Raw genomic sequence first — 26,695 nt, forward strand, 5'->3', positions numbered from 1 at the left:
GATCTGTCGGGAGTGCTTGTGAGTTCGTCGGTCGCCGGGACCGTGTCACCGACCAGGCAGGCGGTGCGCCGGTTGCGGCGGGACCGAAGTGCACGTGCCGGTGTGGTCATCGTGGTCGTGCTGATCGTGGTCGCGGCCGCGGCGCCGCTGCTCGTCCGGCTGGCGGGGCAGGACGCGTACACGTACCACATCGACCTGCTCGATCCCGTCCGCGGGAACGCACCGAAGGGTGCGCTGGGAGGGGTGAGCGGCGACCACTGGTTCGGCGTGGAGCCGTTGACCGGGCGCGACCTGTTCTCGGTCGTCGTGCTCGGCCTGCGGACGTCGTTGTTCATCGCGGTCGTCGCCACTGCCGTCACCACGGTGGTCGGCACCCTGGTCGGCATCAGCGCCGCATACTTCGGCGGCTGGTACGACGCGGTCGTGTCCCGGCTGATCGACTTCCTGTTCGGCTTCCCGCAACTCGTCTTCATGATTGCCCTGGGCATCATCGTGCCGGCGTCGTTCCCGCGCTGGCTGCTGCTGATCCTGGTGCTCAGCGTGTTCGGCTGGGCGACGCTCGCCCGGCTGATCCGCAACCAGGCCAAGTCGCTGGTCGCCCGCGAGTTCGTCGAGGCGGCCCGCAGCGTCGGCTCGTCCGGCTGGCACGTCATCGCCCGCGAGCTGCTGCCGAACCTGCTCGGCCCGGTGCTCGTCGTCGCCACCCTCGCGATCCCCGGCTACATCACCGCCGAGGCAGCGCTGTCGTTCCTCGGTGTCGGCGTACCGCCGCCGACTCCGAGCCTCGGCCGGTCGATCTCCGACTCGATCGTCTGGGTCTACACCGGCGCCGACCCGTGGTTCCTGGCCTTCCCCGGGGCGGCGCTGTTCCTCGCCGTCCTCGGGTTCACGTTGCTCGGTGACGGGATCCGGGACGCGTTCGACGTCCGGATGCGGAGGGCCGGCTGATGCCCGACCTCGCCTGGTTCGTCGTCCGGCGGCTGGCCGCCGCGATCCTGGTGATGCTCGCGCTGAGCCTCGCCGTCTACCTGATCTTCTACGCGCTGCCGGCCGACCCGGCCCACCTGGCCTGTGGCAAACCCTGTACGCCGGACCGTCTCGAACAGGCCCGGCACTTCATGCAGCTGGACCAGAGCACGCTCCAGCAGTATCTGAACTTCCTCAAGGGCGTCTTCGCCGGCCGGACCTTCGGCGAGGGTACGGCGGCCGTGCACTGCAACGCACCGTGCTTCGGCTACTCGTTCCCGCTGGCCCGGCCCGTCACCACGCTGATCATCGAGCGGCTGCCGGTGACCGCGTCGATCGCGCTCGGCGCGGCGGTGCTCTGGCTGCTCATCGGTGTGTCCCTGGGGGTCGTCGCCGCGCTGAACCGGGGCAGGCTCCTCGACCGGCTGGCCGTCGGCTTCGCGCTGGTGGGCGTCGCGTCGCCGTCGTTCCTGGTCGGCCTGCTGGCGATCCTGGTGTTCGGGTTCTGGCTGAACATGGTCCCGGTCAACGGCTACGTCCCGTTCACCGAGAGCCCGGTCGACTGGGCGTGGCACCTGATCACGCCCTGGCTGGTGCTGGCGCTGATCCAGGCGGCGGCGTACATCCGGCTGACCCGGGCACAGATGCTCGAGGAGCTCAGCCTCGACCACATCACCACCGCCCGGGCGAAGGGCGCCGGGGAGTCACGGGTGGTGCTGCGGCACGGGCTGCGCGGCGCGCTGGTGCCGATCGTGACGCTGTTCGGGCTCGACCTGGGCGGTCTGCTCGGCGGTGCGATCCTGACCGAGAAGGTGTTCAGCATGCAGGGCCTCGGCGAGCTGCTGCTCAGCGCGGTCGGCCAGCTGGACGTCGCCGTGGTCGTCGGTACGACGCTGTTCTCGGCGTTCCTGATCATTCTCGCGAACCTGCTGGTGGACATCGTGCACGGTGCGCTCGACCCGAGGGTGAGCCATGGCTGACCGGCCCGTGCTCGAGGTTCACGACCTGCACGTGACGTTCCGGACCGAGAACGGTCTGGTCCCCGCGGTCGACGGCATCGACTTCGCGGTCGCGCCCGGCCGGACGCTGGCGATCGTCGGCGAGTCCGGCTCGGGCAAGAGCGTGAGCTCGGCCGCCGTGATGGGCCTGCTGCCGGCGAACGCGGACGTCAAGGGCGAGGTGCTGCTCGACGGCCGCGAGCTCGTCGGCCTGCCCGCCGACGAGCTCCGTGCAATCCGCGGCAACGACATCGCGCTGGTCTTCCAGGACGCGCTGTCCGCGCTGAACCCGTACTACACCGTCGGGTGGCAGGTGGCCGAGGCGTACCGCCTGCACCACTCGGTCTCGAAGAAGGAGGCCCGCCGCCGGGCCGTGGAGCTGCTCGACCTGGTCGGCATCCCGGGCGCGGCCCGCCGGGCCGGCAACTATCCGCACGAGTTCTCCGGGGGAATGCGGCAGCGGGTCGTGATTGCTATGGCTCTGGTGAACAACCCGAAGGTGCTGATCGCGGACGAGCCGACCACCGCGCTCGACGTCACCGTGCAGGCGCAGATCATGCGGCTGCTGGCGGACGTCCAGGCGGAGTTCGGTACGGCGCTCGTGCTGATCTCGCACGATCTCGGGGTGGTCGCCGAGACCGCGGACGACGTCCTCGTCATGTACGCCGGCCGCGCGGCCGAGCGGGGGACCGTCCGCGACCTGTTCCACCGGGCGGCGCATCCGTACAGCCTGGGCCTGCTCGGTGCGGTGCCGCGGGTCGACGTCCCGCCGAGGCCGCGGCTGGCCACGATCCCGGGTACGCCGCCGTCGCCGGGGTCGATCACCACCGGCTGCCCGTTCCAGCCGCGGTGCGCGTACGCCGAACGCGTCGGTGAACGCTGTGTCACCGAGCGTCCCGAGCTCACGCCGCGACCGGGCGAGGGCGACCACGAGGCCGCCTGCCACCTGGGCCGGAGGCCGGCCGATGCCTGACGAACTGCTCCGCCTCGACGGCGTCCGCAAGTACTTCGGCGTCCGCGGCGCACCGTGGCGCGAGGGCAAGGCGGTCCGGGCCGTCGACGGGGTGGACTTCGTCGTCCGCAAGGGCGAGACGGTCGGCCTGGTCGGCGAGTCCGGCTCCGGGAAGTCGACGCTGGCCCGGGTGGCGACCCGGCTGCTCGACCCGACCGCCGGGACGGTCGCGATCGGTGGCGCGGACGTCACCAAGGTCCGTGGACGAAAGCTGCGGCCGGTCCGGCGCAAGATCCAGCTGGTGTTCCAGGACCCGCAGGCGTCACTGAACCCGCGCCAGTCCGTCGGAACCATCCTGACCACGCCGTTCCGGGCCCAGGGCGTCCGTCCGACCCGCGCCCAGCTGGTCGACCTGCTCCGGCAGGTCGGGCTGTCCGGGGAGCATCTCGAGCGGTATCCGCACGAGTTCTCCGGCGGTCAGCGCCAGCGGATCGGAATCGCCCGGGCCCTGTCCGTGCAGCCGGAACTGTTGATCTGTGACGAGCCGGTGTCCGCGCTCGACGTCTCCGTGCAGGCGCAGGTGCTGAACCTGCTGGCCGATCTCCGTGACGAGCTCGGCCTCTCGTACGTGCTGGTCGCCCACGACCTGGCGGTCGTCCGTCAGGTCGCCAGCCGGGTGGCGGTGATGTACCTGGGCACGATCGTGGAGGAGGGGCCGGCGGCCGAGGTGTACTCGGCTCCCGCGCACCCGTACACGAAGGCGCTGCTGTCCGCCGTACCGGTGCCGGAGCCCGGCGCCGAGCGGGACCGGATCGTGCTGTCCGGCGACGTGCCGACCCCGATCGACCCGCCGTCCGGGTGTCCGTTCCGGACCCGGTGTTACAAGGCGGAGGACGTCTGCGCGACGAAGCGGCCGGTGCTCGAACCCGTCGAGGGCAGCACCGAACACCGGGCCGCCTGCTACTTCCCTGAGACCCCCACCCTCTGAGAGGAACCGATGAAGCGCATCACCCGAGCGGTCGCGGTTGCGGCCGCGTTGGCGTTGGCGGTGGCCGCCTGCAACGCCAACAACCAGTCCACCCCTGGTGGCGGCACCACCGCGGCCGCCGAGGCCGGTGGCACGTTCCACGTTCTCAGCACGAGCAAGGAGATCAGCCTCGACCCGGCCAAGAGCCAGAACCTGGGCACCAGCACGATCCACCTGGTGCTGCGCGGCCTGACGTCGTGGAAGACGTCGCCCGACAAGGCGGCCGAGCTGGTCCCCGACCTCGCCACCGACACCGGCCAGGTCACTGACGGCGGCAAGACCTGGACATACGAGCTGAAGCCAGGCCTCAAGTACGCCGACGGGTCGCCGATCGTTGCCGCTGACATCAAGTACGGCATCGAGCGGTCGTTCGCGCCCGAGCTGTCCGGCGGTCTCGGCTACCACAAGTCGCTGCTGGTCGGCGGGGACAAGTACTCCGGTCCCTACAAGGGTGCGCAGCTGGCGTCGGTCGAGACGCCGGACGACTCCACGATCGTCTTCAGGCTGAACAAGCCGTTCGGCGACTGGCCGTGGGTGGTCAGCATGCCGGCGTTCTCGCCGGTGCCCAAGGCCGCCGACAAGGACCCGGCGCACTACGGCGAGGACCCGGTCGCGAGCGGTCCGTACCAGGTGAAGTCGTACGCCCCGGGCTCCAAGCTCGAGCTGGAGCGGAACCCGAACTGGGACAAGGCGACCGACGAGGCCCGGACCGGGCTGCCGGACGCGATCGTGCTCGACATGGGCCTGCAACCCGACGTGGTCAACCAGCGGCTGATCGCGGACGCCGGTGACGACAAGTTCGCCGCGTCCACCGGGGTGTCGGTGCCGGCCGCGCTGATCCCGACGGTCACCGGCAACCCGGCGGTGAAGTCCCGGGTGGCGACGTCGCCGTCCGGTGCGTTGCAGTACCTGGCGATGAACACCAAGCGCCCGGCGCTGGCGAACCCCGAGGTCCGCAAGGCGATCCAGTACGCCGTCGACAAGCAGGCCGTCCAGGTCGCCGAGGGCGGCCCGGAGTACGGCGGGGAGATCGCGACCACCCTGATCACGCCGGGGATCGAGGGCTACGAGAAGTACGACCTGTACCCGGCACCGCCGCAGGGCGACCCGGAGAAGGCGAAGTCGATGCTCGCGGCCGCCGGGGTGAGCAACCTCAACCTGGTGATGGTGGCCGAGAACCTACCGACGAACCTCGCCGTCGCGCAGGCGATCCAGCAAGGTCTCAAGCGAGCCGGCATCACGGTCAGCATCCGGCCGCTGGACTACGAGCCGCTGACCGACCTGGTCACCGGCAACAAGCCCGACTTCGACCTGACCGTGTCGAGCTGGCTGCCCGACTTCCCGAGCGCCCTCGGCAACATCCAGCCGCTGTTTGCGTCGTCGGAGGCCGGCAACGGCGGCTACAACATGTCGCGGTACTCGAACCCGGCGGTGGACACCGCCATCGCCGCGGCCACGGCCGAGCCGGACCGGAGCACGGCGGCCGGGCAGTGGACGGCGATCGACAAGCAGATCATGGCCGACTCGCCGGTCGTCCCGCTGATCTACGCCCGGAACGCGTTCCTCCACGGGTCGAAGGTGCAGAACTTCTTCCTGCCGCCGTACCCGCCGTACCCGAACGTGCTGACCGTCGGCCTGAGCAGGTAGCTACGTCCGGCCCTCTTTCTCCTGGGCCTCGAAGAGGGTCGGCTGGGTCTCGGCATCGAGTCCCCAGTCGGCCCTCATCACCGGGTAGCCGGCCTTCTCGGCCGCGGCGCAGACCTTGACGTCGTCGTCGACCAGGACGGCGACCGGCCGCTGCTCGGCCAGTCGCTTGAGCCGGCCGAGCTTCATCATCACGGACGGACGGCGGTCGGTGTTGCCGCGCATGTACACCTTTCCGTCCGGGAAGCCGTTGTCCTTCAGCCACTTCAGCGTGTCCCGGCGCAGGCGCTCGGGCCGGCCGGTCAGGTAGACGATCTCGTGGTCGGCCGCGAGCGTGGTGGCGACCGCGAGGCCCTCGTCGAGGACCGCGTCCTCCTTGGCGTGCGCGAAGAACGAGTCCCAGTCCTTCGGCCGCCTCTGCAGGAAGTGGATCCGCTCACTGGTGTCGGACAGCGTCGCGTCGATGTCCAGGACGGCGTACGGGCGTTGGTCGTCAGGCACGTCGTCCAGCTTCCCAGGTCCGGCGGTCGACGGCGTACTCGACCTCGCCGAACTCGCTGCCGGGCAGCGGGTCGCCGAAGTGCTCGTGGAAGATCCGGACGAACCGCAGCCCGGACCGGCGCATCACCGCCCGGGACCGGTGGTTGACCGCCATCGTGTCCGCGACGACCCGGTCGAGGCCGAGCTCGCCGAACGCCTTGTCGATCAGCGCCTTCGTGCCCTCGGTGGCGTACCCCTTGCCCCAGGCGACCCGGTTCAGCCGGTACCCGACGTCCACGGTCCCGGCCTCCTTGGTCGGCTGCAGGCCGAACCACCCGACGAACTCGCCGTCCGCCTTCTGCTCGGCCGCGAACGTCCCCAGTCCCGGCTGCTCGTCGTACATCCGCAGGATCCCCGGCAGGACGACGTTCGCCACCTCGTCCGGTGGCGTCGGCTGCCCCGTCAGGAAGCGCATCACCTCAGGATCGGAGTCCAGTGCGGCCAGCAGGTCCAGGTCCGCCTCGGTGAACCGGCGCAGAGTCAGTCGTTCGGTCTCCAGGTAGCTGTCCACACCGCGATTATCCGGACCGGGAGCGCAGCCGGGCGTCCGGAGTGTGGCCGGTGTGGGAGTTGGGGTGTGTTGGGTTGGGTGGTTGTCGGTGGGGCGGGTTAGCGTTCTCAGCGCGATGGAAGAGTCGATCACGTTTCTGCACAGTTCGGACTGGCAGCTCGGGATGATGCGCCGGTTCCTGGGGCCGGACGGTCAGGCCCGGTGGGGTCAGGCCCGGCTGGACGCTGTCGCGCGGATCGGTGACGTCGCAACCAGTTCCGGAGCGGCCTTCGTGGTGGTCACCGGGGACGTGTTCGAGCACAACCAGGTCGAGCGGCAGACGATCCTGCGGGCTTGCGAAGCGCTCAAGCGGATCCCGGTCCCGGTCGTACTCCTGCCCGGCAACCACGACGCCCTCGAGCCCGGCTCGCTGTGGACGTCGGCGCAGTGGCAGGCCCACGCCCCCGACCACGTGACCGTGCTGACCGACACCACGCCGCTGGAGATCGTTCCCGGTGTCGAGATCGTCGGTGCGCCGTGGCGGTCGCGCCGCCCACTGTCGGACCCGGCCGCACCCGGATACGCCGACTTGCAGCCCGCGGCACCGGGCGTCACCCGGATCCTGCTGGCGCACGGCCAGCTGACCAGTCTCAGCGGCGGCATGTCCGACGTACCGACCATCGACCAGGCCGCGCTCGAGGCAGCGGTCGCCGACGGCCGCGTGCAGTACGTCGGTCTCGGCGACCGGCACTCGACGACACGGGTGACCGAGCGGATCTGGTTCGCCGGCACGCAGGAGGTCACCTCACCCGAGGAGGACGCCCCGGGGAACGTGCTCGAGGTGACGATCCGCGCCGGCGCGATCGAGGTCGAGCCGGTGCGGGTCGGCGCGTGGCACATGGTCGACCACCGGGTCGAGCTGTTCGACGAGGAGTCGCTGCAGGCGCTGGAGAACTGGTTCGCGGAGCTGCCGGAGAAGGAGCGGACGTACGTCCGGCTCGCCGGCGACGGCTCGTTGCCGCTTCCGCTGCACAGCCGGCTCGACATGATCATCGACGCGCAGGGCGAGGTCTTCGCGAGTGTCGAGCGGTGGGCCAAGTTCTGGACCGTCCGGCCGGCCCCGGACGCGGCCGACCTCGACGCCTTGCAGCTGAGCGGGCCGGCGCGGGCCGCGATGGAGGAGCTGCGCCAGGCGCTGGCGGCCGGTGACGAGGGCGCCGGCGCGGCGCTGTCGCTGATGCACCGACTGGCCCGGGACGCGGGATGAGGCTGCACTCCCTGACGCTGCGGAACTTCCGCGGCGTCGCCGACCGTACCGTTCGGCTGCCCGCGCTCGGCACCACCGTGGTGGTCGGCGACAACGAGGTCGGCAAGTCCAGCCTGGTCGAGGCGTTCGGCCTCGTCTTCGACCTGCCGGACGACTCGAAGTCGACCCGGATCCGCGACATCCAGCCGGTCGGCCAGGACGTCGGGCCGGAGGTGACGGCCGAGCTCACCCTCGGCGGCCGCGAGCTGACCTACACGAAACGATGGCTGAAGAACCGCTCCACCGAGCTGACCATCGTCGAGCCCGACGGCCGCCGGCAGTCGTGGACCGGCCGCGAGGCGCACAACGAGGCCGAGCGGCTCTTCCACCAGCACGTCGATCCGGTGCTGTGGCAGACGCTGATGGTCAGCCAGGGCCAGTCGCTGGTGCTGCCGACGCCGGCCGACGCCGAGCCGTTGATCACCGCGGTGACCGCGGAGTCGGGGACGCCGGTCGACGGCGCGTCGATGCCGCTGGTGACGGCCGTCGAGCACGAGTACCTGCGCTACTGGACGCGCGGCGGCCGGGCGACCGGGGACTTCGCCAGGTCCGAGAAGGCGGTGGTCGCTGCCGAGCTGACCGAGGCCCAGGCGCTGAAGGCGATGGAGGAGGTCCAGCAGGACATCCGGCGGGCCGAGCGGCTGGCGCTCGACCTCGAGGACGTCAGCGGCCGGCTCACCGATCACCTCGGCACGGTCGAGGACCTGCGCGAACGCAAGAAGGCGACCGACGAGATCCTGCTCCGCCGCGACGCCGTCCGGCACCGGGCCGAGACCGCCCGCGCCCGGCTGGAGAACCACACCAGGACCCGGGTCGAGCGGGAACGCCTGCTCGACGAGGTCGATCGGTTCACCAAGGCCGACGCCGAGCTGACCGAACGCCGGATCGATGCGGAGACGGTCGCCAGGACAGCGGCCGAGACACTGCACGCGGCCGAGGCGGCCCTGGCCGAAGTGGTCGAGCTCAAGGACGCCCGGCGTACCGACGTCCAGGAGGCGGAGCGCCGGGTCTCGGAGCTGATGGACCGCGCCGAGCTCGACCGGCTGCTCGGTCAGCAGTCCGAGCTGGTCGACGTCCGGGCCCGGATCGCCGCGGCGGGGACGATCCTGGACCGGATCAAGGTCGACGACGCCTTGGTCGCCGCGCTGGAGGACGCGCACGCCGCGGTGGTCGAGGCCCGCGCCGCGCTCGCGGCCGGAGTCCCGGAGGTGTCCGTACGGCGACTCGGCGCCGAGCCGGTCGAGTTGTCCGGGACCGGGCTGGACTGCCCGGCGGGAACGGTACCGGCGGAGCTCGGCTTCGACGAGTCGGCCGAGCTGCTGGTCTCCGGTGAGCTGGTGCTCGGCGTACCGGGACAGGTCGAGGTGACCGTCCGGGCGGGTGGGGAAGCCGCGACGCTGCGGTCCCGGGTGGACGAGGCGGTCCGGCGCGAGAAGGACCTGCTGAAGAAGGCCGGAGTCAAGGACGTTGCCGCGGCGCGGGAGGTGTTGCGCAAGGCGGACACGGCCACGGCCGAGCTGCACGAGGCCCGGCGGACCGAGCGCTCGCTGACCGCCGGAGGGGACCCGGGGGAGCGGATCGCGGTGCTGACCGCGCGGCTCGGTGTCGGTGCGGACGACGAGGCCGAGGGCGAGGAGACCAGCAAGCAGCCCGCGGTCGAGGGCGTGCCGGGGCAGATGTCGTTGTTCGAGGAGTTCGCCTCGCCGCACGACACGCTGTTCGAGGACTTCGAGCCGCCGGCGAGCGAGCCTGACGACCTGTCGGGTGCGCAGCGCGTGCTGGAAGAGGCGCGCGACGGGCTGGCCGAGGCCGAGCGGTTGCTGCGGGACGCGGAGTTCGCGGCCGCGCAGGCCCGGAAGGCGGCCGACGAGGATCGGTCCGAGGCGCAGAACGCGCGGGCGCGCTCGGAGATCGCCGCGGAACGCCTGGCCGCCGCGATCGAGGCGTTGGAGGCGGCTCGGTCCGTCCTGGACGACGATGCCGTCGCCGCGGCCGAGAGTGCGGCGACCGCTGAGGTCGAGGCCGTGCTCGAGGAGCTGACCGCGGTCCAGGAGCAGGTTGACGAGGCCGGGGCAGACCAGGTCGCCGGTGAGCTGGCGGACGCGTTGGCGGTGGCCGGTCGGCTACACAGCGAGCGGGACACCTTGCGCGACGCGCTCCGGACGACCGAGGGCAGGCTGGAGCAGTCAGGCCGGGACGGGTTGGCGACCCGGCGCGATCTGGCCGAGTTCGAGTCGGCCGCGGTACGGGCGGAGCACGAGAGCCTGCGGCGCCGGGCGGACGCGGCGCGCCGGGTGTTCGAGACCTTGAGCCGGCACCGGGCCGAGGCGCAGACGAAGTACTCCGAGCCGCTGCAGAGCCGGATCGAGGCCCTCGGCCGGAGTGTCTACGGACCGTCGTTCCGGGTGTGGCTGGACGACGACCTCGCCGTGTCCGAGCGCGAGCTGGACGGCGCGCGACTGCCGGTCGAGGCGCTGTCGACGGGTGCTCAGGAGCAGTTGGCGATCATCACCCGGCTGGCGATCAGCCACCTGGTCAGCACCGGCGAGGGCAGTGTGCCGGTCATCTTCGACGATGCCCTCGGCTGGTCCGACAAGGCCCGCCTGCGCGACATAGGCGCGCTCCTGGGCCGGGCCGGCGACCACGGGCAGATCATCATCCTGACCTGCATGCCGGACCGCTACGAGTACGTCCCGAAGGCCACCTTCATCAAGCTGGACGGGTGATCCGCCCGGGCGCGCTGTAGACGACGCAGCGGTCGCCGCGGGTGAAGCCGGCGACGGTGAGGTCGAAGCGGCGGGCCAGGTCGACGGCCAGGCTGGAGGGGGCGCCGACCGCGACGACCATGCCGATCCCGGCGGCGACGGCCTTCTGGATGATCTCGTACCCGGCACGGCCGCTCACGGTCAGGACGAGACCTTGCCGGCTGTGGTTGTTCAGCACGGTCCAGCCGACCACCTTGTCGACGGCGTTGTGGCGGCCGACGTCCTCCTTCACCACGACCTTCCGGCCGTCGGCGGTGAACAGCCCGGCGGCGTGCAGCCCGCCGGTCCGGGTGAACGTCGGCTGGCCCTCCCGCAGCAGGTCCGGCAGCCGCCGGACGACGTCGACCGGCACCTGTACCGGGTCGACCGGGGCGTAGTCGCGCTCGGCGAGCTCGTCGAGGCTCTGCTGGCCGCAGACACCGCAGGCCGCCGACGTCACGCCGTACCGTTGCGGCGGCTCCCGGTCGGGCGGTCCGTCGAACGTCACCGTGACGGTGTTGAACTGCTGCTCCCGGGTCAGCGCCACATCGGTGCAGTAGGCAACGGTCCGGATCGCGTCCGGCCGGATCGCGAACCCCTCGCCGAGGCAGAACCCGGCCGCGAGCTCGAAGTCCGCCCCCGGCGTCCGCATCGTCACCACCAGCGGTTCGGGCGGGCGGCCGGGCCACTCCAGCCGCAGTTCGAGCGGCTCCTCGGTGACGACGACGTCCTCGCGCCGGGACGTCCGGTCGCCGTCCAGCACCTCGACCTTGAACCGCGTGGTCGGACCTTTAGTCATACCTTTACCGTAGCCACCCGCGCCGTACCGCGAGCCAGTCGAGGAACGTCCAGGCGTAGAACCGCTGGTGCTCCCGCAGCGCCGGTGTGCAGCCGACCGGTGGCGGCGCGTCCGCCCTCGTCATCATGTACGCCGCCACCGCCGCGACGAAGCAGTCGAGATGATCGGCCGGTACGCCGGCCGTCAGCGGACACCTGCGGATCGCGGCGGCCGTGTCGATGCCGTGGTGCCGGGCCACCGGGAGCAGACCCACCCAGTCCATCCACCGCGGTCCCAGCGCGAGCCAGTTCCAGTCGACGGTCCAGCAGGTGCCGGCGCCGTCGATCAGGATGTTGTCGGGCCTGAGGTCGCTGTGCGTCGCGGTCTCGCCGGCCAACGCCTCGGGTGCCAGGCCGATCAGGTCGACCAGCTCGGGCAGCACTGTCGGCGTCCACGGCTGGAGGCCGGTCGGCAGCGGCTGCTCGCGGGCCAGGATCCGGGCGGGTGTCTGCAACGGCGAGTCGTCCTCGCCGAGATCGCTCAGAAAGCTCGTCAACCCGTCGAACGGACTCGGGTCCATCGCCGCCGCGATCCGCTCGCACATCGCGGTCACGACGTCGAAGTCGGCGGCCGTCCACAGGTTCCCGGGCATCCGCCCGTCGACCCACTCCGACACCACCGCGAACCACTTCCGGCCGCCTCCGGCCGACGTCGTGTCGCGCGGTGCGAAGGAATCCGGAACGCCGTCGAAGTGGGCGGTGGCCACGACGGCCGGGACGGGGACCGCCGTCGGCAACCGCGGCACGACCTCGGCCTCGCGCTGGTAGGCATGGTACGAGTGCAACGTGTCGTCGGACGCTTTCACGAACACCCGCCGCCCGTCCGCCAGCCGGACCGGCGCCGCGAACCCACCGGTGAACCCGGAGCCGACCGGCCTGCCCGACTCGGCAACCTCGCTGCCCAGGGCAACGGCCAGGTTCTCCCGCAGCCCGAGCGGCAGCGTCTCCCAGCCGGGTCGCGAGGAGGTGGCCGTGTAGTCGACTTGCGGAGCTCCGCTCATGTCCCAGACCATAGAGCGCCGCGGTGGCCGCGCGCTTGTGGTTTACCGTGCGAGGGTGAGTGGATCGGTGGTCCTGCATGTGCTCGATCTGGCCGGGATCTTCGTGTTCGGGATCACCGGCGCGCTGGTCGGCGTACGGAAGAAGCTCGACGTGTTCGGGATCCTGGTGCTCGCGCTCGTCACCGGGCTCGGCGGAGGCTTCGTCCGGGACGTGCTGATCGGGGCGACGCCGCCGGCCGCGCTGCTGGACTGGTGGTACCTGGCGGTCCCGGTGGCGGCCGGGTTGCTGACGTTCTTCCTGCATCCCGGGATCGGCCGGCTCGAGCGGCTGGTGAACATCTTCGACGCAGCCGGTCTCGCGCTGTTCTGCGTGACCGGCGCGCTGAAGGCGATCGAGTACGACCTGTCGCCGCTGTCCGCCGCCCTGATCGGAACGATCTCCGGGATCGGCGGCGGCGTCATCCGCGACGTTCTCAGTGGGCGTGTCCCGGTCGTCCTGCGGTCGGAGATCTACGCGACCCCGGCGTTCCTCGGCGCCGGCATCGTGGTGCTCGCCGCGGCGCTGGACTACTACGCGCTCTGGGTGCCGATCGCCGCGGCAGTGATCTGCTTCACCATCCGCCTGCTGGCCATCCGGCGTGGCTGGAACGCGCCGCTACCCCGCACGCCGTGACGGCGCCGCCCACCCGATCGAGTGGGTCGCAAGCCCACAGCCGCACACTCCCCCTCGGAGCTAGTTGTGCGCGAACCGGGTCTTCGGGCGCGCGAAGGTGATCGAGATGGCGGCCACCAGCGCGCAGGCGACGCCGATGGCGAACGGTACCCAGTAGGCGTCCGACGGGCCCCAGAGGTCGACGGCGTGGCCGGCCGCGGCGTTGCCCGGGGCAACCCCCAGGAGGATGCCGGTGACCGTCCAGGTGATCGCTTCGGTGAGCCGCTGCGGCGGGACCCACTCCTCCACGCAGGCGGTGACCGCGACCATGGTCGGCGCGATCGTCATGCCGCAGCCGAACAGCACCACACCGAGCAGGAACACGCTGTTGACCCAGGGGAGGGGCGCCAGCGTGATCGCCAGGGCGACGGTGCCGATCAGCAGTCGTCGCTCAACCGGTGCGCGCCAGTGCACCGAGCCGTACCAGAGGCCCGCCAGCAGGCTCCCGAATGCCCACACCGCCAGTACGACGCCGGCCAGACCGGCCCGGCCCTTCTCGATGGCGAACGCGACAGTGATGACCTCCGCGCCGCCCAGCGTCGCCCCGAGGCCGAGACCGATCAGGCTGAGCAGCAGGATCGAGACCCAGGGCAGTGGCGCCTGCTCGGTGCCGTCGGACTTGCCGCGGCCCGGCGGGTCGGACGCCCGCAGCAGCGCCAGCCAGATGCCACCGGCCAGTCCGAGTACGCCGGCCGCGGCCAGGGCGGCGTACGGACTGACCTGGGTGGCCAGCGCGGTGACCACCACCGGGCCGACGATGAAGACGACCTCGTCCCCGACCGCCTCGAGCGCGAACGCGGTCTGCAGCGCCCGGCCGCGGCCGAGCAGGTGGGTCCAGCGGGCGCGGACGAACGAGCCCACCTGCGGACGGGTGCCACCGGCAACGAACGACAGCAGGTAGAGCACCCAGGTGGCGGAACCGGCCCGGACGGCGACCAGCAGCACGGCGAGCGCGACCGTGCAGACCACCGAGCCGACGATCAGCAGCGTGCGCTGCCCGAACCGGTCGACCATCCGCCCCTGTACCGGGCCGGTCAGTGCGCCGGCGATCACGGCGACCCCGGAGACCGCGCCGGCCAGGCCGTACGAGCCGCTCTCCCGGGCGATCAGGATGACGATGCCGAGACCGATCATCGAGATCGGCATACGCCCCAGGACCCCGGCGGTGAAGAACGCACTCGCACCGGGACGGCGCATCAGATGGACATAGGGCTTGAGCATGAGGGACCGGGGAACACCCTAACCGTCGCCGGTCCGCGGCCGCGCATCCATTTCACCGACGCCCGCCCGACCGGTCTCACCACCCGGCTGAGAAACTTGGAGCATGCCAGTGGATGCTTCGCCGTACGACGCGGTGCTGTTGCTGTCCTTCGGGGGGCCGGAGAAGCCGGCCGACGTGCTGCCGTTCCTGCAGAACGTGACGAGCGGCCGGGGGATCCCGGACGAGCGGCTCAGGGAGGTCGGCGAGCACTACTACGCGTTCGGCGGGAAGAGCCCGATCAACGACCAGAACCGGGCCCTGCTCGCCGCCCTGCGGGCGTCGTTCGACGAGATCGGGCTCGACCTGCCGATCTACTGGGGCAACCGCAACTGGGCGCCGTACCTGACCGACACGCTGCGCGAGATGGCCGAGGACGGCATCCGCCGGGCCGTGGTGATCGTGACGTCGGCCTACCCCTCGTACTCGGGTTGCCGGCAGTACCGCGAGAACCTCGGGGACGCGGACCGTCAGGTTCCGGACGCGCCCCGGATCGACAAACTCCGGCACTACGCGAATCACCCCGGTTTCGTCGGCTCCTTCGTCGAGGCGACCGCGAAGGCGCTCGACGAACTCCCCGAGGGCTCCGCGATCGCGTACGTGACGCACTCCATCCCGACCGCGATGAACGCCACCAGCGGACCCGACGGCAACGCGTACGTCGACTGGCACCTCGACGTGGCGGCCGAGATCGACGCCGAGATCGAGCGCCGGACCGGACGTCCCCGGCGCAGCGACCTGGTCTACTGCTCGCGGTCCGGCCCGCCGCAGGTGCCGTGGCTCGAGCCGGACGTCAACGACCACCTGGAGTCGCTCGCGGCGGACGGCGTACCGGGCGTGGCCGTCGTACCGATCGGGTTCGTCAGCGACCACATGGAGGTCATCTACGACCTCGACACCGAGGCCGCCGCGACGGCCGAGAAGCTGCACCTGCCGATGGCCCGGGCGGCGACGCCCGGCACGGACGAGCAGTTCGTCACCATGCTGCGCGACCTGGTCGTGGAGCGCGCCGCGGCCGAACGCGGCGAGCAGCCGGCCCGGCCGTGCGCCGGCCGGCTCGGCCCGGCCTGGGACGACTGCCGCCACGACTGCTGCCCACCCCTGCGACGACCGACTCGACCAGTGAAGGAATCCGCATGACCTCCGAAGATCCCCAAGCGCTGCTCAAGCTGGCCGTGGAGGTGGCGGAGGAGGCGGCGCGGCTGATCGTCGAACGCCGCCGCGGCACGATCACGGTCGCCGACACCAAGAGCACCGTCACCGACGTGGTCACCGCGGTCGACCGGGAGTCCGAGGAGCTGATCCGGGCCCGGGTCCTGCAGGCCCGCCCGGACGACTCGTTCCTCGGCGAGGAGGGTGACGACGTGGCCGGCACCAGCGGCGTGCGCTGGGTGGTCGACCCGATCGACGGCACCGTGAACTACCTGTACGACATCCCGACGTACGCCGTCTCGATCGCGGTCGAGTACGACGGGGAGACTGTCGCCGGTGTGGTCGTGGACGCGCCCAAGGGAGAGGTGTTCACCGCGACCAAGGGCGGTGGCGCGTTCCTGGACGGGCGGCCGATCCAGGTGTCGGGGTGCACGGAGCTGAGTACCGCCCTGGTCGGCACCGGGTTCGGGTACGACCCGGTTCGGCGCAAGATCCAGGCGCAGGTCGTCCAGCGGTTGATCACCGAGGTCCGCGACATCCGCCGGATCGGCGTCGGCGCGCTCGACCTCTGCTACGTCGCCTGCGGCCGGCTGGACGCGGTCTACGAGCGCGGCCTGAATCCCTGGGACTACGGTGCGGGAGTGCTGATCGCGGCGGAGGCCGGCGCGGCCGTCGGCGGGCTGAACGGGGCCGCCGTGTCGCCGGAGATGTCGATCGCGGCCGGCCCGGCGCTCTTCGACGCGTTTCACGACTTGTTGGCGGCGACGGACCCGTTGCGCGCGTAAACGTCGCTGATTGCACTTTAATGCGCAGTACCGCGCACTCATGAGCATTCTCGTGTTCGGTACTGACATTTGTGACGACACGCCGGCCGGAAGGTGGACCCCGACGCGCGCGTAGGGCGCCTGATAGGGCACAATCCCGTCCTCGGGAACGGTAGTTGCCGGTCCCGGCCTGGCTGTCAAGGGTTTCGGGGGACGAAGGATTCCGCTGCGGAATTTCTCGGCCGCTCTACCCGTTCAAGGGCTCAGCAGGCAACACCACGGGTACGAAGAGGGCAGGGAACACCATGGCGACTGATTACGACGCCCCGCGCAAGACGGACGAGGACGCATCCGAAGAGTCGATCGAGGAGCTGAAGACTCGCCGTCACGACAAGAACTCCGGCAAGGTCGACGAGGACGAGGCCGAGGCCGCCGAGAGCTTCGAGCTGCCCGGTGCCGACCTGAGCCACGAAGAGCTCGCGGTGCGGGTGCTCCCGCGCCAGGCCGACGAGTTCACCTGTTCGAGCTGCTTCCTGGTTCACCACCGCAGCCAGCTCGCGGAGACGAAGAACGGGCAGCTGATCTGCCGCGACTGCGCAGCCTGACGCCGCCGCCCTTCTTCGCTACGACCACAGCGGGACCGTCCCCGACCCGGGGGCGGTCCCGCTGTGTTCTGTCCGGACTGCCCGATCAGTCCGTCTTCACCAGTCCGGTGTCCGCCTTCTTCACCAGGCGGGCGGTCGCGTCCTGCTCATACCCGGGAGGCGGGTGTCCGGTGGACTTCAGGTAGTACTCCGCCGCCCGCCGTTCGGCGAACAGCTTCGCGGCCGCCGCCGCGGCGCCGCTGGCGACCGCCCAGCTGACCACCTCGGCGTAGCTGCCCTGGCCGCCCTTCGGCGGCTTCCCGCCCGCGCCCAGTTTCCAGGCCGTGTTGATCGCCTTGTTCGCGACCAGGCCCACCGCCAGCGTGAACGCGGCCAGCACCAGCCTCCAGCCGATCTTTGCTCCGACCACAACAGCCTCCTAACGCACTCCCCGACAGTCAGGATCTTGTCACGCTGTGCCCCGTCAGCGCTGCTGCCAACCCCTCCGGGCGGCGCGTGGAGATCACCCAGTACGGCGCCGGGTCGTGCGGATCGGTGATCTCGACCCGCACCGCCCCCTTCACGTAGCTGCGCAGCAGCAGGTACGCCTTCGGGTCGCAGTCCCGCCCGAACGCGTGCCGCGCGTCGTCCCCGGTCAGCGCCTCGACCGTGCCGAGGTGGACCCGGTCGATGACGGCCCGGCCGGCCCGGAGTTGCTGCGCGTCCACCTCGACCCGGGCGCCGCCGTACTGGAGGTAGGAGAGGACGAGCACCAGCCCGGCGAGGCCGCCGACGAAGGCACCGCCGAACATCCCGACCGGTACGGCGACGATGACGAACAGGGTGACGACCAGGGCGGTCGCGACGATCCACCAGGACACCGGCACGCTCAGACGCTCGCGATAGCTGGTCACAGGGCCAGCCTGGCATGTGACCGGCGCGGCCGGGTCGATAGGGTCGCCTCTCGTGACCGAGGTTCTGATTCAGCGACTCGACCCCGACCTGCCGCTCCCGTCGTACGCGCATTCCGGCGACGCCGGCGCGGATTTGGTGGCGACCACCGACCTCACCCTCGAGCCGGGGGAGCGCGGACTGGTCGGCACCGGCATCGCGATCGCGCTCCCGGACGGGTACGCCGCGTTCGTGCACCCGCGGTCCGGGCTGGCGGCCAAGCACGGGGTGACGCTGGTGAACGCACCAGGCACCGTGGACGCGGGCTACCGCGGCGAGATCAAGGTCTGCCTGATCAACCTGGACTCGCACGCCGGGATCACCCTGAAGCGCGGCGACCGGGTCGCGCAGCTGGTGATCCAGCAGGTGGAGAAGGCCAGGTTCGTCGAGGTGGCCACGTTGCCGGGGTCGGCTCGCGGTGACGGGGGGCACGGCTCGACCGGCGGTTTCGGTGGTGTGACACGCTGAGGAGGTGCATCCGTTGGACCGGCGGATGCGCGAGACTACGGCGGCTGTACGAACTCAGGAACCAGGCAGTACCGATCGAGAAGCAGAGGCAAGGGCAGTGATCTTCCGCCGCAAGGCCAAGAACGAGGACCCCGAGACAACCGTTGCCGAGGAAACCACCGGCACCCCGGACGTCCGCGCGGAGGGACCGTTCGACTCCACCGAAGTCGATGCCGACGTCCTCGAGGCCGAGGACCGCATCGACCTGGGGGCACTGGTGATCACCGGCCAGCCGGGCATGGAGCTGCGGCTCCAAGTGGACGAGCAGTCCGGCCAGGTGCAGGCGATCCTGCTGGTGCTGGAGGACTCCGCGCTCGAGCTGCGCGCCTTCGCGGCGCCGAAGACGGCCGGCATCTGGTCCGAGGTCCGGCGCGAGATCGCCGCCGAGGCCAGCCGGATGGGCGGGACCGCCACCGAGTCCGAGGGCCCGTTCGGCACCGAGCTCGTGCTCGTCGTCCCGGTCGAGGACCCGGACGGACAGATCTTCAGCCAGACCTCGCGGGTGGTCGGTGTGGACGGCCCGCGCTGGCTGCTCCGGGCCACCGTGCTGGGCCGGGCGGCCGTCGAGCCGGACGCGGCGGCGCCGATGGAGGCGACGCTGCGCAGCACCATCGTGGTCCGCGGCGCCGAGCCGATGGCGGTGCGGGAATCGCTGCCGCTGAGGCTCCCGCCGGGTGCGCAGCCGGCCGCCGAACCCGAGGCGTGAGACGGACTACACTCGAACCATGGGTAGCGACAAACCCGCAGGTCTGCTGCGGCGTGCGTTCCGGGGGCTGGCCGGCGACCGGGAGCAGCAGGACGCCGAGGTCCTCCAGGACTTCGCGCAGGACTGTGGCGCACGGTCGATCACCGGCTGCCACGACCGGGAGATGGTCACGCTGTTCGGCACCCTGCGCACGATCACGTTCAGCCCTCGCGGCGGCGTACCGGCCTTGGAGGGTGAGTTGTACGACGGCACCGGCTCGGTCAAGCTGATCTGGCTCGGCCGGCGCAAGATCGCCGGGATCCATCCCGGCTCCGAATTGATCGTCTCCGGACGGATCGGAGTGGTGGACGGCGACCGGGTGATGTTCAACCCGCGCTACGAGCTCCGCCCGCAGGCAGCGCATGGCTGACCCTCGGCGAGACCGGGTCGACGACCACCGACAGGTCGAGGACGACCAGCAGGCCGAGCACGGCGTGCGCCGGCAGTTGGACGAGCACCTCGACGAGCAACTGGTCGAGATGCTGCGCCCTGAGGTCGAGGCCGCCGAGACCGTGCTCACCGGCGACGGTGACGCGGACGAGGGCAGGGCTACCGGCACGGACGAGGCCACGCCCGCCCAGCCGGAGAAGCCGCAGACGACGGACAAGGACTTCTTCCACGCGCTCGGTGGCTGGGGTGCGCTGCTCGACATCGGCCTGCCGTGGATCGCGTTCCTGATCGTGTACGCCGCCAGCGACCACGACCTGACGCTCGCGCTGGTCGTCGCGATCGCGGCCGCCGGGGTCGTCGCCGTTCTGCGGCTGATCCGCAGGCAGCCGCTGCGGAACGTGGCCGGCGGCTTCATCGGCGTCCTCATCTCCGCCTGGGTCGCGAACCGGACGGGCGATGCGAAGGACGTCTACCTGCCCGGGTTCTTCACGAACCTCGCGTACTTCGCGCTGTACACGCTGACGATTCTGATCCGCTGGCCCCTGTTCGGCGTCCTGTACGGCGTGATCACCCAGACCGGCACGGCCTGGCGCAAGGACCCGGCGATGCTGAAGGGGTTCTCCCGGGCGACGATGGTCTTCGCGTCGCTGTTCGCGCTTCGCCTGATCGTCCAGGTGCCGCTGTACCTCGTCGACAGCCTGAACGCCCTCGGCATCGCGAAGGTCGGCATGGGTCTCCCGCTCTACGCCCTCGCGCTCTGGCTCGCGTACGCCGTTCTGCGCGGATCGCTGCCACCGGACAAGTGGGACGAGGCCCGCGACCACGTCACGCATCTGCTCCGCGGGAACAGGAAGTAGCAGAAAGCCCGGGCCGTCGCGGCCCGGGCTTTCGTCTGCCTACTCCGACCGGCGGTGGTGCGGCGACAGGATGGATTCGAGCTGTTCCTCGGTCTCGTCGGCCGCGACGAACAGCAACTCGTCGTTCAGCTCCAGCGTGCCTTCCGGGTCCGGACGCAGTACCCGGCCTTCGCGCAGGATCACCACCAGTGCGGTGTCCAGCGGCCAGTCGATGTCGCCGACCCGCTGGCCGATCATCGGGGAGTCCTCGGGCAGGGTCAGTTCGACCAGGTTCGCGTCGCCCTGGCGGAAGGTGAACAGCCGGACCAGATCGCCGACCGAGACGGCCTCCTCGACCAGCGCGGACATGATCCGCGGGGTGGACACCGAGACGTCGACACCCCAGGCTTCGTTGAACATCCACTCGTTCCGCGGGTGGTTGACCCGGGCAACGGTCCGGGGGACGCCGAACTCGGTCTTGGCGAGCAGCGAGACGACCAGGTTGACCTTGTCGTCGCCGGTGCTGGCGATCGCGACCTGGCACCGCTGCAGCGCGGCCTCCTCCAGCGAGGACAGCTCGCAGGCGTCGGCGAGCAGCCACTCGGCCCGCGGCACCGACTCGGCCTTGATCGCCCGCGGGTCCTTGTCGATCAGCAGCACCTCGTGGCCGTTCTCCAGCAGCTCGGCGGCGATCGAACGGCCGACGTTGCCGGCGCCGGCGATGGCTACCCGCATCACAGCTCCTCAGGCTTGGTGCCGAGTTGGGACTCGACCGCGGCGGCGTCCCGTTCCAGCATCACGACGTGGACCAGGTCACCTTCCTGGATGACCGTGTCCGCCTTGGGCAGCAGCCCCTGGCCCAGCCGGGTCAGGAACGCGACCCGGGCGCCGGTGGCCTTCTCGATGTCGAAGGCGGGCCGGCCGACCCACCCCGAGTCCACGTGCACCTCGGCCAGCCGGACCGTGGCCGACGGGTCGCGCCACTCCGGCTCGGAGCCTTCCGGCAGCAGCCGGCGCATCATCTGGTCGACGGTCCAGCGGACGGTGCCGACGGTCGGGATGCCGAGCCGCTGGTACACCTCGGCGCGGCCCGGGTCGTAGATCCGGGCCACCACGTTGTTGATGCCGAAGGTCTCCCGGGCCACCCGGGCTGCCAGGATGTTCGAGTTGTCGCCGTTGGAGACCGCGGCGAACGCCTCCGCCTGCTCGATCCCGGCCTCGATCAGGATCTCCCGGTCGAACCCCATCCCGGTGATCGTGCGGCCGGTGTAGTTCGGGCTCAGCCGGCGGAACGAGTCGGCGGACTGGTCGATGATCGCGACCGTGTGGCCCCGCTTCTCCAGCGTTCGCGCGAGCGTCGAGCCGACCCGGCCGCAGCCCATGATGACGACGTGCACTCGCTGATCACTCCTTGCCCCACCTGGGGCCACTCGCATCGGTTAGGCAGGGATAGACGCTACACCGCCTGGGGGCTCCCGCCGACATCACCGGACCGGGGTTGGCTCTAACATCACCGGTGTGACTCCCGCTCTCGGCGACATCGGCAAGCGTCTGCTGCTCGGCCGCAAGCTGCGCAGCACCCAGCTGGGTGAGACGCTGCTGCCCAAGCGCATCGCCCTGCCGGTCTTCGCCAGCGACGCGCTGTCGTCGGTCGCCTACGCGCCCGACGAGATCTTCCTGACGCTGTCGCTGGCCGGCCTGACCGCGCTGACGATCTCCTGGAAGGTCGCGATCGGCGTCGCCCTGGTGATGCTCGTCGTGGTGGCGTCGTACCGGCAGAACGTGCACGCCTACCCGTCCGGTGGCGGCGACTACGAGGTGGCCAACGTCAACCTCGGGCCGACGGCCGGGCTGACCGTGGCCAGCGCGCTGCTCGTCGACTACGTGCTCACCGTGGCCGTGTCGATCTCGTCGGCAGCGCAGTACGCCGCCTCGGCGATCCCCTCGCTGGAGGGTCACCAGGCGACCGCGGCGGTGGTCGCGGTGCTGTTCCTGACCACGATGAACCTGCGGGGCGTCCGCGAGTCCGGCGCGGCTTTCGCCGTGCCGACGTACGTCTTCATGGTCACGATCCTCGGGATGGTCGCGTTCGGGTTCGGGCGACTGCTGTTCGGGAACCTGCCGGAGGCCGAGACCGCGGCCTTCGACATCGCCCCGGAGAGCCCGTTCGTGCAGGGCGCCGGCGGTCTGGCGATGGCGTTCCTGGTGCTGCGGGCGTTCTCCTCCGGCTGCGCGGCGCTCACCGGGGTCGAGGCCATCAGCAACGGTGTGCCCGCGTTCAGGAAGCCGAAGAGCAAGAACGCCGCCACCACGCTGCTCCTGCTCGGCTGCATCTCGATCATGATGATGATGAGCGTCGTCTGGCTGGCGAACGTGATGAAGGTGCGCTTCGCCGAGGACCCGGCGACCCAGTTGACGCAGAACGGCGTGCCGCTGGGCCCCGGCTACCACCAGGACCCGGTCATCGGTCAGCTGGCCAAGGGCATCTTCGACCACTTCTCACCGGGCTTCTACCTGGTCGCCGCGGCCACCGGCGTGATCCTGGTGCTGGCCGCGAACACCGCGTTCAACGGCTTCCCGGTGCTCGGCTCGATCCTGGCCCGCGACGGCTACCTGCCGCGGCAGCTGCACACCCGCGGCGACCGGCTCGCGTTCAGCAACGGCATCCTCATCCTGGCCGCGTTCGCGATCTTCCTGATCGTCGCCTTCGACGCCGAGGTCACCCGGCTGATCCAGCTGTACATCGTCGGCGTGTTCGTCTCGTTCACGATCAGCCAGACCGGCATGGTCCGGCACTGGACCCGGCTGCTGAAGACCGAGACCGACAGCGCCCGGCGGCGGCAGATGCACCGGTCCCGGACGATCAACACGATCGGTCTCACCATGACCGGCGTCGTCCTGGTGATCGTCCTGCTGACCAAGTTCACCCACGGCGCCTACATCGCGATCATCGCGATGGCGGTGCTGTTCCTGATGATGAAGGGCATCCGCCGGCACTACACCGCGGTCAGCAAGCAGATGGCGGTCGAGGGCGACGAGCAGCTGATGCTGCCGTCGCGGGTGCACTCGATCGTGCTGGTGTCCAAGCTGCACAAGCCGACCCTGCGGGCGCTGGCCTTCGCCAAGGCGGCCCGGCCGTACATGCTCGAGGCGGTCACGGTCGACGTGGACCGGGACGAGTCGGAGGCGCTGCAGGCCGAGTGGGACCGCCGGGGCATCCCGGTCCCACTGAAGCGGCTGGCCTCGCCGTACCGGGAGATCACCCGGCCGATCCTGCAGTACGTGCGGGACATCCGGAGGTCCTCGCCGCGGGACGTGGTCATGGTCTACATCCCCGAGTACGTCGTCGGGCACTGGTGGGAGCACATCCTGCACAACCAGAGCGCGCTGCGGCTCAAGGGGCGCCTCTTGTTCACACCTGGTGTGATGGTTACGTCCGTTCCTTACCAGCTGCTCTCCTCACAGGCAGCCGAGGAGCGGCAGGACCGGAAGGAGCGGGTGGCAGGCCAGGTACGGCGTGGAGCCCGCAAGGCGTCAGGAGATCGGTGACAGTATTGATGGCGCGACTCCGTCGCGGCAGGTCATGGGGCTGTAACTCCCGTCCTTCCCTCGTCGCTCCGGTCGCTCCGCTCCCTCCACTCCTCAGTCCAGGACGGGAGGCCCCATGACCGGCGAAAACCTCGTCGGGACGGTAGTCGAGCTGGAAGTGGGACCAGTAGCACACGGGGGACACTGTGTGGCCCGGTACGAGGGGCAGGTGGTCTTCGTCCGGCACGCGCTGCCGGGTGAGCTGGTCCACGCTCGCATCACCGAGCAGAACGCGAAGTACCTGCGGGCGGACGCCGTGCAGATTCTGACTCCGTCACCGCAGCGGATCGAGCCGCCCTGCCCGTACGCCGGGCCGGGACTGTGCGGCGGCTGTGACTTCCAGCACGCCAACGTCGTCGAGCAGCGGCGGCTGAAGGCCACCGTCGTGTCGGACACGCTGCGGCGGATCGGCGGCATCGAGCGCACGGTGGTGATCGAGTCGCCGGGCGACGACGGCCTGGGCTGGCGGACCCGTCAGCGGTACGCCGTGGTCGACGGGCGGCCCGGAATGTACGCGCACCGGTCGCACGACCTGATCCAGATCGACAAGTGCCTGATCGCCCATCCGGACAGTCCGGACGTGCTGGGGCGACGGTGGCCGGGCGTGGCGTCGGTGCAGAGTGTGGTGTCGTCCGAGGGCAAGACCGCCGTACTGACCGACTCGGACCCGGGTGGCCGGGTGGTCGAGGTGGTGCGGGGCCGGCGGTTCCGTGTGGAGGCCGGTGGGTTCTGGCAGGTGCATCCCGCCGCTCCAGAGACGCTGGTGGACGCCGTACTGAGTGGGCTCGAGCCTGTCCCGGGGGAGACCGCTCTCGACCTCTATTCCGGTGTGGGGCTGTTCGCGGCGTTCCTGGCCGAGGCCGGGTGCCCGGTGCTGGCGATCGAGGGTGACAAGGACGCTGTCCGGAACGCCCGGCGGAATCTGCACGATCTGCCGGGTGTCACGCTGGAGACCGGTGACGTCGACCGCGTGCTGAACACGGCTGCCGGGCAGGGTCTCGAGCACGTGGACCTGGTCGTGCTGGACCCGCCGCGGACCGGTGCCGGGAAGGACGTCGTACGGCGGATCGCGGCGCTGACCCCCCGGCGGGTGGCCTACGTCGCGTGTGACCCGGCGGCGCTGGCGCGCGACCTGAAGATCTTCGGCCGCCTCGGCTACGGAATCGCGTCCCTCCGGGCGTTCGACCTGTTCGGCATGACCCACCACATCGAGTGCGTGGCGATCCTGGAGCCTGTGGACGGTGAAGTCGCGGGCGCGGGGGCGCTCAGGTAGCGTTCTGGCCTGGATTCCGATGCGCTGGAGACCTGATGCCGCTCGTTGACCTGGACGACCCGGAGGAGTTGCGCGCCCGCTGGAGCGCACTCGCCGCGGTCGCCCATGCCACCGGGTACGACCGCCGGTGGTACGCCGACCAGCACGGGTACCACCACCAGGACGAGACCGGATCGATCCTGCGGATGGTCCGGCTCGACGACGGCCGGGCGGTGCTGTTCGGCTTCCACACCCAGCACAGCCGGACGGCCGGGGCCGACCTGCTCGCCGGTTCGCCGGACTGGATCGGCCGGCCGGAGGTGCGCCGGCTGATCTCGGCGGGCGAGCTGGGGTTCGTGTACGGCGCGTTCAACGGGACGTGGGCGCGGGCGTCCTACCCGGGGGACCCGTGGCAGCCGCTCGACGACGGGTTCGCCCCGATCGCGCAGTGGATCACCTCGGACGAGGAGGCCGCCGCCGAGCTGATCGAGTGGGTCGCCGAGTGGTCCGACTACCTCGGCGGCCTGGACGAGCTGCAGCCGCACGGCGTGCAGCTGATCCGGACGGCGGCGGAGTCCGGAATCACGGTCGACGTGCTCGGGGAGTTCTTCGACCGCTTCGGCATCGACCCGCGGTCGCCGGTGCAACCGGATCTGCCCGCCGGCGTGGCCGCCGCCCAGGACTTCAACCTTGCAGTCACCGATCGGTTGCCCGACGACCCTGACACAGCCGAGGTCTCGGTCGTTGAAGATCTCGTGATGGAAGCAACCGAGGGACGTTCGGACGAGGACGGGGAGTCGTACGTCGTCCCGCCGGGCATCAGCCCTTTCACCGGCCAGCCGATCGACGACGCGGTCGCCGCCGAGCCGGAGCCGCACACGGTCGAGCCGGGGCCGAAGTACGAGCAGACGCCGTACCAGGCTCCGCGCTCCGGCGACTACGGCGTCGTCGCGAAGAAGCAGGGCTGGCTGCGGCGGCGCAGGTACGACGACGCGCCCGAGCCCGCTCCCTCCACGCCCGAGACGCCACCGGGCGGACCTGCACCCGGCACGTACCTGCCGGAGGGTGAAATCGGCACCGGCCTCCCGTACGGCGCCCTGCCGTCCTCCGAGCCACCCCGCGTAGGCGGCGGCGTCCACGAAGGCGAGGACTTCTACGCCAGCCTCTTCGCCGACGCCCCTGTAGCCGCGTACCAGTCGGCCGACGACCAGGACTGGGAAACCGCCGAACAGCCGTCCTGGTCCGACCAGGACGCCACCGGCGAGTACAACCCCTTCGCGGACCCCTCCCCATCCGCTCGCGAATGGGAAGGCCCGGCCTGGATCAACGGCCAATGGGTGGAGGCCCCCGCAGGCGCGGCCCACCCGGCGCGCACCACAGACGAGCCCCACCCGGCGCCCACCACGGAGACCCCGGATCACCCGGCTCCCAGGTCAGGCACGCCTCATCAC

General features: G+C 70.8%; 27 protein-coding genes. 18 read left to right on the forward strand and 9 right to left on the reverse strand.

The genetic code is table 11. The features are described from left to right. The 5 genes from E1218_RS22460 to E1218_RS22480 all read left to right on the forward strand — a co-directional run. Nucleotides 1–948: ABC transporter permease (locus E1218_RS22460; RefSeq protein WP_233712387.1), on the forward strand; the 948-nt coding region annotated here is incomplete at its 5' end. Continuing rightward, nucleotides 948–1,946, forward strand: coding sequence for an ABC transporter permease (locus tag E1218_RS22465; protein ID WP_132323269.1), 999 nt, complete (start codon nucleotides 948–950; stop codon nucleotides 1,944–1,946). The genes E1218_RS22460 and E1218_RS22465, both read left to right, overlap by 1 nt. Continuing rightward, complete coding sequence (locus E1218_RS22470; protein WP_132323271.1) at nucleotides 1,939–2,937, forward strand: ABC transporter ATP-binding protein; 999 nt, start codon at nucleotides 1,939–1,941, stop codon at nucleotides 2,935–2,937. Before E1218_RS22465 ends, E1218_RS22470 begins: the two co-directional genes overlap by 8 nt. Continuing rightward, a complete protein-coding gene (locus E1218_RS37815; RefSeq protein WP_132323273.1) occupies nucleotides 2,930–3,904 on the forward strand; it encodes an ABC transporter ATP-binding protein in 975 nt (324 codons plus the stop codon). Before E1218_RS22470 ends, E1218_RS37815 begins: the two co-directional genes overlap by 8 nt. A 9-nt stretch (nucleotides 3,905–3,913) precedes the next feature. Beyond that, on the forward strand, nucleotides 3,914–5,590 hold the full coding sequence (locus E1218_RS22480; RefSeq protein ID WP_132323275.1) for an ABC transporter substrate-binding protein: 1,677 nt from the start codon (nucleotides 3,914–3,916) through the stop codon (nucleotides 5,588–5,590). Here the strand turns inward: E1218_RS22480 and E1218_RS22485 are convergent, their stop codons facing one another. Continuing rightward, nucleotides 5,591–6,088 carry a phosphatase domain-containing protein gene (locus E1218_RS22485; protein WP_132323277.1) on the reverse strand — a complete coding sequence of 166 codons (498 nt, stop codon included), beginning with the start codon at nucleotides 6,086–6,088 and terminating at the stop codon, nucleotides 5,591–5,593. It lies immediately after the preceding gene. After that, nucleotides 6,081–6,638 (reverse strand): GNAT family N-acetyltransferase, encoded by a 558-nt coding sequence (locus tag E1218_RS22490; protein ID WP_132323279.1) that lies wholly within the window; start codon nucleotides 6,636–6,638, stop codon nucleotides 6,081–6,083. The genes E1218_RS22485 and E1218_RS22490 overlap by 8 nt, the downstream gene beginning before the upstream one ends. A 115-nt stretch (nucleotides 6,639–6,753) precedes the next feature. Between E1218_RS22490 and E1218_RS22495 the strand changes: the two genes are divergently transcribed. Then, on the forward strand, nucleotides 6,754–7,884 hold the full coding sequence (locus tag E1218_RS22495) for a metallophosphoesterase family protein (protein WP_132323281.1): 1,131 nt from the start codon (nucleotides 6,754–6,756) through the stop codon (nucleotides 7,882–7,884). Beyond that, a complete protein-coding gene (locus tag E1218_RS22500) occupies nucleotides 7,881–10,649 on the forward strand; it encodes an AAA family ATPase (protein WP_132323283.1) in 2,769 nt (922 codons plus the stop codon). Before E1218_RS22495 ends, E1218_RS22500 begins: the two co-directional genes overlap by 4 nt. Here E1218_RS22500 and fdhD read toward each other — a convergent pair. Next, nucleotides 10,633–11,466 carry a formate dehydrogenase accessory sulfurtransferase FdhD gene (fdhD, locus tag E1218_RS22505; RefSeq protein ID WP_132323285.1) on the reverse strand — a complete coding sequence of 278 codons (834 nt, stop codon included), beginning with the start codon at nucleotides 11,464–11,466 and terminating at the stop codon, nucleotides 10,633–10,635. The two genes, E1218_RS22500 and fdhD, sit on opposite strands and share 17 nt — an antisense overlap. 4 nt (nucleotides 11,467–11,470) lie before the next feature. Beyond that, on the reverse strand, nucleotides 11,471–12,505 hold the full coding sequence (locus tag E1218_RS22510; RefSeq protein ID WP_132323286.1) for a phosphotransferase family protein: 1,035 nt from the start codon (nucleotides 12,503–12,505) through the stop codon (nucleotides 11,471–11,473). A 55-nt stretch (nucleotides 12,506–12,560) separates the two neighbouring features. Here E1218_RS22510 and E1218_RS22515 point away from each other — a divergent pair, with 55 nt between their 5' ends. Next, nucleotides 12,561–13,178 carry a trimeric intracellular cation channel family protein gene (locus E1218_RS22515; protein ID WP_233712388.1) on the forward strand — a complete coding sequence of 206 codons (618 nt, stop codon included), beginning with the start codon at nucleotides 12,561–12,563 and terminating at the stop codon, nucleotides 13,176–13,178. A gap of 60 nt (nucleotides 13,179–13,238) precedes the next feature. Here E1218_RS22515 and E1218_RS22520 read toward each other — a convergent pair whose 3' ends face one another. Further along, nucleotides 13,239–14,438, reverse strand: a complete 1,200-nt coding sequence (locus tag E1218_RS22520) for an MFS transporter (protein WP_132323290.1) — start codon at nucleotides 14,436–14,438, stop codon at nucleotides 13,239–13,241. 103 nt (nucleotides 14,439–14,541) lie between these two features. On the opposite strand from E1218_RS22520, the gene E1218_RS22525 reads away from it, so the two are divergent. The 3 genes from E1218_RS22525 to E1218_RS22535 all read left to right on the forward strand — a co-directional run bounded on the left by E1218_RS22525 (nucleotide 14,542) and on the right by E1218_RS22535 (nucleotide 16,996). Continuing rightward, entirely contained in the window at nucleotides 14,542–15,615 is a 1,074-nt protein-coding gene (locus E1218_RS22525) for a ferrochelatase (protein ID WP_132323292.1), read from the forward strand. Beyond that, nucleotides 15,612–16,412 carry an inositol monophosphatase family protein gene (locus tag E1218_RS22530; RefSeq protein WP_132323294.1) on the forward strand — a complete coding sequence of 267 codons (801 nt, stop codon included), beginning with the start codon at nucleotides 15,612–15,614 and terminating at the stop codon, nucleotides 16,410–16,412. The genes E1218_RS22525 and E1218_RS22530 overlap by 4 nt, the downstream gene beginning before the upstream one ends. Nucleotides 16,413–16,696: 284 nt before the next feature. Further along, nucleotides 16,697–16,996, forward strand: a complete 300-nt coding sequence (locus tag E1218_RS22535) for a DUF4193 domain-containing protein (protein ID WP_130379292.1) — start codon at nucleotides 16,697–16,699, stop codon at nucleotides 16,994–16,996. An 85-nt stretch (nucleotides 16,997–17,081) separates the two neighbouring features. Here E1218_RS22535 and E1218_RS22540 read toward each other — a convergent pair whose 3' ends face one another. Together E1218_RS22540 and E1218_RS22545 are read right to left on the reverse strand one after the other, a co-directional pair. Further along, nucleotides 17,082–17,405, reverse strand: coding sequence for a DUF4235 domain-containing protein (locus E1218_RS22540; protein WP_132323296.1), 324 nt, complete (start codon nucleotides 17,403–17,405; stop codon nucleotides 17,082–17,084). Between the two features lie 28 nt (nucleotides 17,406–17,433). Next, nucleotides 17,434–17,889, reverse strand: a complete 456-nt coding sequence (locus tag E1218_RS22545) for a DUF3093 domain-containing protein (RefSeq protein ID WP_132323298.1) — start codon at nucleotides 17,887–17,889, stop codon at nucleotides 17,434–17,436. Nucleotides 17,890–17,941: 52 nt separating this feature from the next. Here E1218_RS22545 and dut point away from each other — a divergent pair, with 52 nt between their 5' ends. The 4 genes from dut to E1218_RS22565 all read left to right on the forward strand — a co-directional run bounded on the left by dut (nucleotide 17,942) and on the right by E1218_RS22565 (nucleotide 20,425). After that, the gene (gene dut / locus E1218_RS22550; RefSeq protein WP_132323300.1) at nucleotides 17,942–18,394 is read left to right on the forward strand and encodes a dUTP diphosphatase; all 453 of its coding nucleotides are present in this window, start codon (nucleotides 17,942–17,944) and stop codon (nucleotides 18,392–18,394) included. A 97-nt stretch (nucleotides 18,395–18,491) separates the two neighbouring features. Then, nucleotides 18,492–19,139, forward strand: a complete 648-nt coding sequence (locus E1218_RS22555; RefSeq protein WP_132323302.1) for a DUF3710 domain-containing protein — start codon at nucleotides 18,492–18,494, stop codon at nucleotides 19,137–19,139. A 19-nt stretch (nucleotides 19,140–19,158) separates the two neighbouring features. Beyond that, nucleotides 19,159–19,548: an OB-fold nucleic acid binding domain-containing protein gene (locus tag E1218_RS22560; RefSeq protein ID WP_132323304.1), complete on the forward strand. Its 390-nt coding sequence runs from the start codon at nucleotides 19,159–19,161 to the stop codon at nucleotides 19,546–19,548. Next, a complete protein-coding gene (locus E1218_RS22565; protein ID WP_132323306.1) occupies nucleotides 19,541–20,425 on the forward strand; it encodes a DUF3159 domain-containing protein in 885 nt (294 codons plus the stop codon). Before E1218_RS22560 ends, E1218_RS22565 begins: the two co-directional genes overlap by 8 nt. Before the next feature lie 39 nt (nucleotides 20,426–20,464). On the opposite strand, the gene E1218_RS22570 is transcribed toward E1218_RS22565, so the two are convergent. Beyond that, complete coding sequence (locus E1218_RS22570; protein WP_132323308.1) at nucleotides 20,465–21,139, reverse strand: potassium channel family protein; 675 nt, start codon at nucleotides 21,137–21,139, stop codon at nucleotides 20,465–20,467. After that, nucleotides 21,139–21,801, reverse strand: coding sequence for a potassium channel family protein (locus tag E1218_RS22575; protein WP_132323310.1), 663 nt, complete (start codon nucleotides 21,799–21,801; stop codon nucleotides 21,139–21,141). Before E1218_RS22575 ends, E1218_RS22570 begins: the two co-directional genes overlap by 1 nt. A 121-nt stretch (nucleotides 21,802–21,922) precedes the next feature. On the opposite strand from E1218_RS22575, the gene E1218_RS22580 reads away from it, so the two are divergent. From E1218_RS22580 to E1218_RS22590, 3 genes are all read left to right on the forward strand, one after another. Then, nucleotides 21,923–23,953: an APC family permease gene (locus tag E1218_RS22580; RefSeq protein WP_132323312.1), complete on the forward strand. Its 2,031-nt coding sequence runs from the start codon at nucleotides 21,923–21,925 to the stop codon at nucleotides 23,951–23,953. A gap of 115 nt (nucleotides 23,954–24,068) precedes the next feature. Further along, on the forward strand, nucleotides 24,069–25,265 hold the full coding sequence (locus tag E1218_RS22585) for a class I SAM-dependent RNA methyltransferase (protein ID WP_132323314.1): 1,197 nt from the start codon (nucleotides 24,069–24,071) through the stop codon (nucleotides 25,263–25,265). A 35-nt stretch (nucleotides 25,266–25,300) separates the two neighbouring features. Next, nucleotides 25,301–26,695 (forward strand): chromosomal replication initiator protein DnaA (locus E1218_RS22590; RefSeq protein WP_233712390.1); only part of this gene is annotated, 1,395 nt, incomplete at its 3' end.

Source organism: Kribbella turkmenica, assembly GCF_004348725.1.
Lineage (GTDB): Bacteria > Actinomycetota > Actinomycetes > Propionibacteriales > Kribbellaceae > Kribbella > Kribbella turkmenica.

Excerpts from the sequence above, each read along its gene's own strand:
- E1218_RS22465 (WP_132323269.1), top strand. The coding sequence starts at position 948 with ATGCCCGACCTCGCCTGGTTCGTCGTCCGGCGGCTGGCCGCCGCGATC.
- E1218_RS22470 (WP_132323271.1), top strand. The coding sequence starts at position 1,939 with ATGGCTGACCGGCCCGTGCTCGAGGTTCACGACCTGCACGTGACGTTC.
- E1218_RS37815 (WP_132323273.1), top strand. The coding sequence starts at position 2,930 with ATGCCTGACGAACTGCTCCGCCTCGACGGCGTCCGCAAGTACTTCGGC.
- E1218_RS22480 (WP_132323275.1), top strand. The coding sequence starts at position 3,914 with ATGAAGCGCATCACCCGAGCGGTCGCGGTTGCGGCCGCGTTGGCGTTG.
- E1218_RS22495 (WP_132323281.1), top strand. The coding sequence starts at position 6,754 with ATGGAAGAGTCGATCACGTTTCTGCACAGTTCGGACTGGCAGCTCGGG.
- E1218_RS22500 (WP_132323283.1), top strand. The coding sequence starts at position 7,881 with ATGAGGCTGCACTCCCTGACGCTGCGGAACTTCCGCGGCGTCGCCGAC.
- fdhD (WP_132323285.1), bottom strand. The coding sequence starts at position 11,466 with ATGACTAAAGGTCCGACCACGCGGTTCAAGGTCGAGGTGCTGGACGGC.
- E1218_RS22510 (WP_132323286.1), bottom strand. The coding sequence starts at position 12,505 with ATGAGCGGAGCTCCGCAAGTCGACTACACGGCCACCTCCTCGCGACCC.
- E1218_RS22520 (WP_132323290.1), bottom strand. The coding sequence starts at position 14,438 with ATGCTCAAGCCCTATGTCCATCTGATGCGCCGTCCCGGTGCGAGTGCG.
- E1218_RS22525 (WP_132323292.1), top strand. The coding sequence starts at position 14,542 with ATGCCAGTGGATGCTTCGCCGTACGACGCGGTGCTGTTGCTGTCCTTC.
- E1218_RS22530 (WP_132323294.1), top strand. The coding sequence starts at position 15,612 with ATGACCTCCGAAGATCCCCAAGCGCTGCTCAAGCTGGCCGTGGAGGTG.
- E1218_RS22535 (WP_130379292.1), top strand. The coding sequence starts at position 16,697 with ATGGCGACTGATTACGACGCCCCGCGCAAGACGGACGAGGACGCATCC.
- E1218_RS22560 (WP_132323304.1), top strand. The coding sequence starts at position 19,159 with ATGGGTAGCGACAAACCCGCAGGTCTGCTGCGGCGTGCGTTCCGGGGG.
- E1218_RS22565 (WP_132323306.1), top strand. The coding sequence starts at position 19,541 with ATGGCTGACCCTCGGCGAGACCGGGTCGACGACCACCGACAGGTCGAG.
- E1218_RS22570 (WP_132323308.1), bottom strand. The coding sequence starts at position 21,139 with ATGCGGGTAGCCATCGCCGGCGCCGGCAACGTCGGCCGTTCGATCGCC.
- E1218_RS22585 (WP_132323314.1), top strand. The coding sequence starts at position 24,069 with ATGACCGGCGAAAACCTCGTCGGGACGGTAGTCGAGCTGGAAGTGGGA.